The sequence below is a fragment of the Tardiphaga sp. genome (genome assembly GCF_041424195.1).
Classification (GTDB): Bacteria; Pseudomonadota; Alphaproteobacteria; order Rhizobiales; family Xanthobacteraceae; genus Tardiphaga.
On record NZ_JBGMOE010000104.1, the window covers coordinates 1 to 9,343 of the forward strand.

The following is a 9,343-nucleotide window of genomic DNA, read 5'->3' on the forward strand; positions in this document are numbered from 1 at the left end:
AACTGGCCCCTTTTTAAACCGGTGCCTGGCCCGTTTTTATCCCGGTGTTGACAAGTGCAGCGTTTCGGCGCGGGAACTGACCCGCTTTGCGCTGGTCGACGACCAGTTCGCCAGCGTCTCGAAGATCTCGACCGGCACGCCCTACAATGACTTTGCGGTGACCAACGAGCCGGTGCGCGGCGACATTTACGTGTCGGTTCCGGAAACCTACGCCGCCCGGGCAATCAGCTTCTTCGCCACCACGAAAAAGGGCTTCGTCTACAAGGTCTCGTGCCGGGTTGAGCAAATTCCGGCGACCCAGGTCTTCATCACCAACCCCGCCATCGCGAAAACCCAAGCGGCGGATTGGGAAAGCCAGACCCCGATCGAGACCAGCGCCGTCAGGCTCATCCAGGCCATGGCCAACGACCGGACTGTCGATGGCTTCGAGGTCCGCCAGTCGACCGCTATGCCTGCCCGGGTCGGCGATCTCGAAGTCCAGCTCATCGCTGATTATCGCGGCGCCAGTCTCACCGGAAAGGTGGTCCGCATCCACAATCGCGGTTCGAAGCCGGTGACGCTGGCCGAGCGCGATCTCGCGCCCCGCGACACTCTCGCTGTCTCGATCGCCGAGCCGAAGCTCGAGCCCGGGACCAGCACCACGGCCTTTGTTGTCGGCGCAAACGCGGAGACCGACCATGACTGATGCAGCCAATACGCCAAGCCCTGCCCCTCTGCAGGCCGAGTGTGCGGCGCCATCCGAACTTTCCGGGCTCAACGCCCGCACTGCGCGCCGTCAGAAGATGCTGCTGGGCTCATTGGGAGCGCTCGCCCTGCTCGGCGGGAGCTGGTTCATCCTTGGCGGTGACGACAAGGCCAAGACCGGCGATCCCAATGCGGCGCAGACGATCGACACGGCGGGCCTCGTCAACCGCGATCTCTCGCAGCGCGAGTTCGTCGCAACCTACGGCAACCGGCTGGATGCGGTCACGCGCGAGCAGAAGGCGCTGAAGGATGGGAGCATTCCGCGGACGGAGATCGAGTCGCAGCTGGCTGCTCTCAAGGCCGAAAACCAGGCCATGCGGGTCGATGGGCAGGCTGCGATCGATGCCATCTCCGCAGAGAATGCCGAGCTCAAGACACGGCTTGCCGCTCAGCCTGCGACGACGGCACCCACTGTACCGCCACCGGCCTATGGGCCGCAGGCAGGCGGTTATGACGCGCAGGGACGTTCGCCTCAGCCCAGTGCTGTGTCTGCAGGCGGTGATCCGCAGGGCGGCATGATCCCGTCGCCTGGCGAGGTGAAGCTGATGACCTTCAGCTCCGACAAGGCGGCAACCAGCGGTCTCAGGGTGGGCCGCCCCGATGCGCCCCCGGTCGTTGTCGAGGACTCGCCTGATTACCTGCCGCCCAATTCCTATGCGCCGGCCCGGGTTATCGTCGGCGTCGACGCCTCGGCGGGCGTCGCCAGCCAGACCGATCCGCTGCCGGTTGTGCTGAGGATCACGGGGCCTGCCCGATCCGTCATACAGAACGGGAAGGTTCTGACCACCCGGATCCAGGGCTGCGTTGTGAACGGCGCGGCGCGCGGGGATCTCAGCAGCGAGAAGGTCTATGTGAAGCTTGCCCGCATGACCTGCGATCAGCCTGGCGGGCGGGTCGCGGTAAGCGAAGTCAAGGGCTTCATCAGCTTTGCCGGTAAGTCCGGGGTGCGCGGTCGCGTTGTCAGTCGCGAGGGCAGTCTGGTCAGCCAGGCGCTGCTGGCCGGGATCGTCGGCGGTTTCGGGCGCGGCTTCTCCGCAAACGCCAACAGCGTGTTCTCCGGCGTCACGACCAACCCCGATGGCAGTCGCTCTAAGCTCTCGGCTGGTGACATCCTTGGTGGCGGGCTTGGCCAAGGCGCCGCCGATGCCGCCGACACGGTCAGCAAATACCTAATCGAGCGCGCCGAACAGTACCAACCCGTCGTCGAGATGCCGACCGGCATCGATGTCGAGATCGTGTTCCTCGACGGCGTCTACGTGAGGAACTCCCAATGATCGAAAACTTGTCTCTAGAGCGGGATAACCGCCGCCGCCGCTGGTTGCGTGCCAGCGCAGGACTGGCAGCAATCATCGCCTTGTCGGCCGCAACCGGATGGGCGGTGGCAAGCCTTGCAGCCCCCACTGCCGCTCCGGACATGGCGAAGGTGCGTGAGGCACTGAAGCTGCGCCTGCCCAAGACGCCGATCGACGCGATCAACTGCAAAGGCCTTGGCGGTTTGTGCGAGGTCGCATCCAAGTCGACGCTCTTCTACGTTGACCGGGCTGCGAAGTATCTGGTGATCGGCCGGGTCTATGACATGGAAGCCCGTCAGGATCTAACGGCTGCACGGCTGCTCTCTCTCAATCCGGACCTGCTGGCGGCAGGGGCCGCACGGCGCAGCAATCCCGAAGCGCAAGCGGATGGGAGCCCAAACCCATCAGCAGCTTCAGCCCGGAACGCTGAACCGCGGCATGTGCAGCTTGGCAAGCTTCCATCAAATGGCGCGATTACCTGGGGCCCTGCCAATGGTCCACGTGTCGTTGTCTTCTCGGACTTCCACTGCGGCTACTGCAAGAAGCTTGAGGCAGAACTGAAGGCGATCGGGGCGCGGGTCGAAGAACGGCCGATCTCGATTTTCGGGGCGGAGAGCCGCCGCGACGCCGAGCGGGTGCTGTGCGCACCTCGGCCCGAGCTGGCGCTGCACATGGCCTATTCTGGTCTGGCGCTCGCCAATCCCAAACCCTGCGACACGAGCGGCCTCGATGCCAACGAGGCCTTCGCCCGGGCACACGACTTTGGCGGCACGCCGGTGATCGTGCGCCCCGCCGATGGCGCCGTTCTCGAGGGTTTCCGGCCTGCTGCAGTGCTCCGGGAATTCCTGCGCCCAACCTCCACCCGGGCCCCCACCCCAGCTCCGAAAGGATAACCCATGCGGTTTCCGACACGTCTCCTTGCCTGCGCCTGCCTGGCCGGCTTCACCAGTGGCTGCGCCACGTTCGGCACCAATGTCGAAGGCGACTTCACCTGCAGGGCGCCCAAGGGCGACTGCGCACCGGCCCACGTCATCGATGCCAAGGCAACGAACATTCTGTCGGCGGGCACGACGACTCATGCCGAGACACGCTCCCGGTCGGGCGTGGTGGAGGCTGACACCACGCGTACGGCGGAGCGGACCCTGCGGGTCGTCTTCCCAGCGCATGTCGATGAGGCAGGAACGCTCCATGATGAAGCGGTCGCCTGGACAGTCATCGACAACCCGCGCTGGGCAACCGAACTGCGCCGCAAGGCGGGTGAGGAGAAGAGCGGGGCCGTCATGCGCCAGGTCCGCCGACAGTTGAAGGCCGCTCAAGCTGCGTCGGCACACGAAGCCACAGACGGACACTCGGATGCTACCGTCGATCTTGCGTCGCCCTTTTCATCCGCGCCCATGAACGGGACCAGCACCCTGGAGACCCCGGGCGCTGATGCCCCCAGTTCCGAAAATGCAGTTTCAGATGCCTCGCCGCTGGTCCTCCCCTCCACGGCGCGCGAGGCCGTTGCCGGTGCCAAAGCACCGGCGGTCGAGGGGTTCGACACGCCGCCTCCCCCGCGTGATCGGACCCCTCGGCCAGAGGCGGGGCACAGCGCTCCCGTATTCCCCAGCGCCGCGGCGATTGAAGCCGCGAAAGCTGCGATCCGCCCCGCAGCCAGGGCCGGTGAACAGCCGATAGCCAGCACCCCGCAGCCCGAGGAACCCAAGTAATGGCCGAGCAACTCAAGTCCGTCATTGATCGGCTGCTTAGCGGATTGCTGGGTGACGCCGAGCACGTCGAAAAGCCCCGCCCCCAGCTGATGGTCGACATGCTGTCCGACTGGCTGCCCTACAGGGTCTATGATCCGACAACGCGCCTGTACTTCAACGCACGCTCGAAGGGCTTTGTCCTCTCGGTCACGCCGCTGATCGGCGCGGACGAGCGCACAGGGGAAATCCTTGGGCAATTCTTCTCGGAAGGCTTACCAGCGGGCGCCTGCCTGCAGGTGCTCCACCTTGCGAGCCCGCGCATCAGCAGAATCATCGCCCCGTGGTTTGCGCCACGGTACATGCAGGGCGGCGTGTACGAGGCGATTGCCCGTCACCGCGCGCGGCGGCTCTATTCGCTCGTCTGGGAGTCCGGCTCTGCGGACGCCCCCTTTCATGCGCGACATCACCAGGTCATCGTCTCGGTCGGCGTGCCGACATCGAAGGCGGTCAGCAACGAGGATCTCAAACAGACCCGCGAGGGGTTGATGGCGATGCTCAAGTCGCTCAACCTTGGCGTGGTCGAAGTCGGGCCCGAAGCCCTCATCGCTGTCATCGATGATCTGACCTCGCCCACCACGGCGCCGCAGGATGATGCGGTGCCCTACAACCCGAACGATCCGATCGCCTCGCAGGCGATCCGCCACGACATCGAACTGGTTGTGGCGGAAGATCGCATGCGGCTGGTGACCGAGCGGTTCCGGCCCACTGGCAAGGTCAAAGACGGCGTGCCCGAGATCGGGACCGTCTATCCTGATGCCTTCGATGTCCGGCATTTTGCCGTACGCAACATGCCATCGCGCTGGGCCCCGTGGGAATGCGCGCGGCTGATCGGCGACCTGTTCACCGACAAGCTGCGCTTCCCCTGCCCGGCCGCGACCATGCTGTGCCTTGTCTATCCAGACCAGGAGGCTGCATCGGCGAAGGCCGGCTTCAAGTTCATGCGGACAACCAGCCTCGCCGGGACCCGCAGCGCCCGGTTCCTGCCCCGGATCGGCGAACAGGCCGCCGAGTGGCAACATGTTCAAGCCGAGCTCCAGGAAGGCCGCCGCCTCGTGCGCGTGTTCTACGGCGTGACGACCTATTCGCCGCTGGGCCAGGGCGACCGCCACGAACGCGCGATCAAGTCGATCTACAAGGCGGCGGGCTGGGATCTCACCGACGAGCGCTATCTGCAGATCCAGGGGCTTCTCGCGGCGATGCCGCTGACGCTCGCCGACGGGCTCGGTGCCGACATGGAGCGGCTGAAGCGGTTCAAGACCGTGCTGTCGACCACCGCAGCCAATATCGCGCCCATGCAGGGCGAATATCTCGGAAGCGCCCACCCTCACCTGCTGTTCGTCGGTCGGCGCGGCCAGCCCTTCTTCTGGTCGCCGTTCGAGAACGAGGCCGGCAACCACAATGTCGCGATCTGCGGCAAGTCGGGATCGGGCAAGTCGGTGCTGCTCCAGGAGATGTGCGCAGCCCTGCGCGGCGCCGGCGCGCAGGTGGTCGTGATCGACGATGGCCGCAGCTTCGAGCATTCAGTCAAGCTGCAGGGCGGCCGCTTTGTCGAGTTCACGATGAAAGCGGGCTTCTGCCTCAACCCCTTCTCGATGATCGATGCGGGCCGCGCGGCCGAAGACGAAGACTACCGCCTCGACTGCTTCGGAATGATCAAGGCCATCGTCGGGCAGATGGCCCGCCACAGTGCGAAGCTGACTGATACCGAGCGCGGGCTGATCGACCGGGCGGTCAACCTCGTCTGGACGGAACATGGCGCGGCTGCGACGGTCACCACCGTCGGCGAGATGCTGGCCAGTCTCGGCCATGACACGGCCGCAGACATTGCGACTGCGCTTGCCCCCTACATGGCTGGCGGAACCTACGGCGCGTTCTTCGAAGGCCAGGCCAGTCTCGACCTCGATGCAGATTTCACAGTGTTCGAGATGTCCGACCTCGCGAGCCGGGAGGATCTGCGCAGCGTGGTGCTCTCCGCGATCATGTTCATGACCAGCCAGGCGATGACGCGCAGCCCAAGGTCGCTGCGCAAGCTGCTGCTGATCGATGAAGCATGGTCGATGCTGAAGGGCGGCTCGATGGGTGAATTCGTCGAAACCTATGCCCGCACCTGCCGGAAATATGGCGGCGCGCTCGCGACCGCCACCCAGTCGCTCAACGACTACTACAAGTCCGACGGGGCGACGGCGGCGCTGGAGAACAGCGACTGGATGCTGATCCTGCAGCAGAAGCCGGAGACGATCGCCGATTTCAAGGCGAGCAAACGCCTCGACATGGACGATCGCACCGAGACCCTGATCCGCAGCCTCAAGCGCTCCGGGAGCGACTATTCCGAGGTGTTCATCAAGGGGCCTGAGACCGAGGCGATCGGACGGCTCGTGCTCGACGACTATTCGGCAACGCTCTTCTCGAGTTCGCCCCAGACCTTCGCCGCCATCGATGCCGAGATCGCCCGGGGCCACCAGCTCGCCGATGCCATCGAGCGCATCGCTCATCCCAATCGCTGACACCTCTTCATCAAAGGATTTCGAAACTCATGCCTCTCCACCTCGTCACCCCGTTCGACCGGACGGATGCGCCCGAAGACGAACAGCCCCTCTTCCCTCCGGCGCCGAGCTGGCGCTCGCGCATCGCCGATGGCTGCTACATTGTGCTGCGCGGTAGTCAGTTTCTGGGCTCGTCCTATCTGATGGCGCTGGGCCTGCCGCTGCTCTTCTTCCTGCTTCTATCGGGCGGCAATCCCGATGCCTTCTTCGCCCATGTCGCCAACCTCGGTGACCGCTTCCTGGCGGCGGATTTCACTCGGCGCGTGACCTTCCTCGACCAGTGCAAGTTCGTTCTGATCGGTCTCGCCACGCTCGTCGTCGTGTGGCGCATGCCGCGCTTCATCCGTGATCTCGACCGCGAACTCTCGGGAGAAAAGCTGTGAGGAACATTCTGGCAACATCAGGCCTTCGCAGGCGGCTGGCATCGATCAATCTCACCGCTGTCGTGCTCGGCGTCGGCATGATCGGTCAGGTACTGTGGGGTGTCTGGACGACCGACAAGCTGCTCACCCTGGAGAAGCGTGAGGTCGTCACGGTCCAGCTGAGCCGGATCATGGGCGACTTCATCGAAGCCGAAGCACGAGCTGGTCGTCCGCCGGAAGAAACGAAGATGCGCGTGCAGGCCTACCTCAAGGCTGTGGAAGCCTCGGTGCAGCAGCTGGGCCGCGAAGGCCGCACGGTCCTCGTTGCCGAAGCCGTGGTGGCCGGGAGCACGCCGGACCTGACGCAATCTGTGCGCGCCGATGTTGTGCGCCGGATGGGAGCCATCCCCGATGCTGCCCGCTGATCGCCTGATCCGCTCTGCGTCCGCGCGCCGTCTCGTGCTTTGGGGCGGGCTTGGTGCCGGGGCGCTGGCACTCTCCTCGCTCGCCGCCTTCGCTCAGGGCCACGCGCTCATGATCAACGTGAGCCCCAGCCTGCCCTACTGGGCCCTCTGGGTGACGCGCGGGGCGGCCGTGCACCGCGGGGATATCATCCTATTCGATCCGCCTGCTTCCTCGTTGCTGGTGAAGCATTTCGGAGCGGCGCCGAAACCGTTCGGTAAGCGGGTGAGCGGCGTGCCGGGCGACATCGTCACCGAGCAAAACCGCACCTACTTCGTCAACGGGCAGGCTGTCGCAAAGGCCAAGCTCACGAGCCGCCTTGGTGAACCCCTCGCGCTCGGCCCGACGGGCCGCGTTCCGAAAAGCTGCTATTTCGTCACAAGCGAACACAAGGACGGTTTCGACAGCCGCTACGCCGCAATCGGTTGGATTTGCGGCCCACGCATTCTCGGGGTCGGGAGGCCGATCCTGTGAGGCTCCTTACCTTCCCCATATGCGCCACTGCGCTGGCGCTGGCCATAGCGCCAGAAGCAATGGCTCGCGATTACGGTCAGCACGGCACGGTCTGGCCAGTCATCGAACCGGACCTGCTGCAGCAGATCCATGCCAGGCTTACGCAGCTCGAGAAGACCGGCGAGACCGCCCGCCTCAATGAGGAGCTGAAGCGGCGCACGATCGCCCGGGTCAACCGGCCAGAGCCTGTCGCAGGTCTCTCCCTCGCTCCGGCAACACGCAGCTGGCGTTTCGATCCGACGATCACCGTCGAGCGCGACATTGCCGACGACAAGGGCCGGGTCATCATTGCCGCAGGCACAAGGGTCAATCCGCTCGATACCGTGCCGCTGCGGGCTCCGCTCGTCTTCCTCGATGGCGACGACCCGGCACAGCTCGCCTGGGCCACCCGTCGCTATGCCAGCACAAAGGCCAAGTTCATCCTCGTGCGGGGTGCGCCGCTCGAACTCATGAAAGCCCGCCAGCGGCGCTTCTACTTCGACCAAGGCGGCACGCTGGTGAAGCACTTCGGCATTCGCGCAGTACCGGCAACCGTCGAGCAGCAGGGTCGCGCGCTCTTCATCACCGAACAGCCGGTCACTCCCAACGAGCGGGCGCCATCATGAGCAGGAAACATCGCCATCTGTCATGGCTTTGCGGAGCACTTCTGCTCGCCAGCATGAACATCATCTCAGCCGCTCCAGCCCAGGCTGCGGCCGGTCCCGGCCGCTGCACCGGGAAGTTCGTCAATCCGATCACGGACATCTGCTGGTCGTGCCTTTTCCCGATTTCGATCGGAGGCTTGAAAATCTGGCCGTCAAGTCGGCCCGACACCAGCAACCCAGCTCTCCCCGTTTGCCTCTGCGGTTTGCGGCCCGGTATCGCCATGGGGTTCTGGGAGCCGGTCCGGCTTGCCGACGTCAGCATGAAGCCTTGGTGCTTCGTCAATCTGGGCGGGATGAAGCTCGATCCTGGGTTCGACATCGGCTTCAAGTCGATGGCGGGGCCATCTGCAGTTGGCGGCAATACCCAGTACAACTCGCAGTGGCATGTCCACTGGTATGCCTATCCGCTGATCTACTGGATGGAGATCGTTGCCGACTTCCTGTGCCTCGAGTCCGGCTCGATCGACATCCTCTACATCACCGAGATCGATCCGCTTTGGCAGGACAGCGAACTCACCGCGATCATCAACCCCGAGGCGGTCCTGTTCGCCAATCCGCTGGCGCTTGCGGCCTGCGCGGCCGACTGCGTGGCGGCAACGGCCAAGCTGCCGACCGATGAACTGTTCTGGTGCGCGGGCTGTCAGGGCACGATGTATCCGCTTAACGGCAATGTCTCGGCGACCATTGGCCATGTCCAAGCCTCGCGGCTCGCGCTCGCCCGCTTCTCCTACAAGCTCCATCGCGAGCTCGTCGCCTGGGGGACGATGGGGAGCAAGGGGCTTTGCGGCAAGTACCTGATGCCGGTGATGCGCAAGCAGCAATACCGCTTCCAGGCCACCAATCCCAATCCGCAGACCAAGGGCCGCTACGCCTGCGCGCCCATTGGTGCCTCCACCACCTTCATGTCGGCAGGCCAGGTCTATCCCGCCATTGGCGAGGACATGGGCTATCTGGTCTGGCGCAAGCGGAACTGCTGCGCACGAGCGCCGTGACGGCGCGGAAAGGAAATATGCATGTAATTCAGCATCATATTCC

The 9,343-nt window shown here is 64.8% G+C and carries 10 protein-coding genes; all 10 read left to right on the top strand.

Translation table 11 applies throughout. The annotated features are described in order from the left end of the window. A partial coding sequence (locus ACEK02_RS15520) for a type-F conjugative transfer system secretin TraK (RefSeq protein ID WP_371422513.1) occupies positions 1-685 on the top strand: 685 nt, incomplete at its 5' end. Then, positions 678-2,018 (top strand): TrbI/VirB10 family protein, encoded by a 1,341-nt coding sequence (locus tag ACEK02_RS15525; RefSeq protein WP_371422514.1) that lies wholly within the window; start codon positions 678-680, stop codon positions 2,016-2,018. The genes ACEK02_RS15520 and ACEK02_RS15525, both read left to right, overlap by 8 nt. Then, the gene (locus tag ACEK02_RS15530) at positions 2,015-2,929 is read left to right on the top strand and encodes a DsbC family protein (RefSeq protein ID WP_371422515.1); all 915 of its coding nucleotides are present in this window, start codon (positions 2,015-2,017) and stop codon (positions 2,927-2,929) included. The genes ACEK02_RS15525 and ACEK02_RS15530 overlap by 4 nt, the downstream gene beginning before the upstream one ends. A 3-nt stretch (positions 2,930-2,932) precedes the next feature. Continuing rightward, entirely contained in the window at positions 2,933-3,745 is an 813-nt protein-coding gene (locus ACEK02_RS15535; protein ID WP_371422516.1) for a hypothetical protein, read from the top strand. Beyond that, positions 3,745-6,288, top strand: a complete 2,544-nt coding sequence (gene traC, locus ACEK02_RS15540) for a type IV secretion system protein TraC (RefSeq protein ID WP_371422517.1) — start codon at positions 3,745-3,747, stop codon at positions 6,286-6,288. The genes ACEK02_RS15535 and traC overlap by 1 nt, the downstream gene beginning before the upstream one ends. A gap of 29 nt (positions 6,289-6,317) precedes the next feature. Beyond that, positions 6,318-6,710, top strand: a complete 393-nt coding sequence (locus tag ACEK02_RS15545; protein ID WP_371422518.1) for a hypothetical protein — start codon at positions 6,318-6,320, stop codon at positions 6,708-6,710. Next, a complete protein-coding gene (locus tag ACEK02_RS15550) occupies positions 6,707-7,114 on the top strand; it encodes a type-F conjugative transfer system protein TrbI (protein ID WP_371422519.1) in 408 nt (135 codons plus the stop codon). Before ACEK02_RS15545 ends, ACEK02_RS15550 begins: the two co-directional genes overlap by 4 nt. Further along, positions 7,101-7,625 carry a S26 family signal peptidase gene (locus ACEK02_RS15555; RefSeq protein WP_371422520.1) on the top strand — a complete coding sequence of 175 codons (525 nt, stop codon included), beginning with the start codon at positions 7,101-7,103 and terminating at the stop codon, positions 7,623-7,625. The genes ACEK02_RS15550 and ACEK02_RS15555 overlap by 14 nt, the downstream gene beginning before the upstream one ends. Then, positions 7,622-8,269, top strand: coding sequence for a type-F conjugative transfer system protein TraW (gene traW / locus ACEK02_RS15560; RefSeq protein ID WP_371422521.1), 648 nt, complete (start codon positions 7,622-7,624; stop codon positions 8,267-8,269). The genes ACEK02_RS15555 and traW overlap by 4 nt, the downstream gene beginning before the upstream one ends. Continuing rightward, the gene (traU, locus tag ACEK02_RS15565) at positions 8,266-9,300 is read left to right on the top strand and encodes a conjugal transfer pilus assembly protein TraU (protein WP_371422522.1); all 1,035 of its coding nucleotides are present in this window, start codon (positions 8,266-8,268) and stop codon (positions 9,298-9,300) included. The genes traW and traU overlap by 4 nt, the downstream gene beginning before the upstream one ends. The last annotated feature ends 43 nt before the right edge of the window (positions 9,301-9,343 follow it).

Excerpts from the sequence above, each read along its gene's own strand:
- ACEK02_RS15525 (WP_371422514.1), top strand. The coding sequence starts at position 678 with ATGACTGATGCAGCCAATACGCCAAGCCCTGCCCCTCTGCAGGCCGAG.
- ACEK02_RS15530 (WP_371422515.1), top strand. The coding sequence starts at position 2,015 with ATGATCGAAAACTTGTCTCTAGAGCGGGATAACCGCCGCCGCCGCTGG.
- ACEK02_RS15535 (WP_371422516.1), top strand. The coding sequence starts at position 2,933 with ATGCGGTTTCCGACACGTCTCCTTGCCTGCGCCTGCCTGGCCGGCTTC.
- traC (WP_371422517.1), top strand. The coding sequence starts at position 3,745 with ATGGCCGAGCAACTCAAGTCCGTCATTGATCGGCTGCTTAGCGGATTG.
- ACEK02_RS15545 (WP_371422518.1), top strand. The coding sequence starts at position 6,318 with ATGCCTCTCCACCTCGTCACCCCGTTCGACCGGACGGATGCGCCCGAA.
- ACEK02_RS15555 (WP_371422520.1), top strand. The coding sequence starts at position 7,101 with ATGCTGCCCGCTGATCGCCTGATCCGCTCTGCGTCCGCGCGCCGTCTC.
- traU (WP_371422522.1), top strand. The coding sequence starts at position 8,266 with ATGAGCAGGAAACATCGCCATCTGTCATGGCTTTGCGGAGCACTTCTG.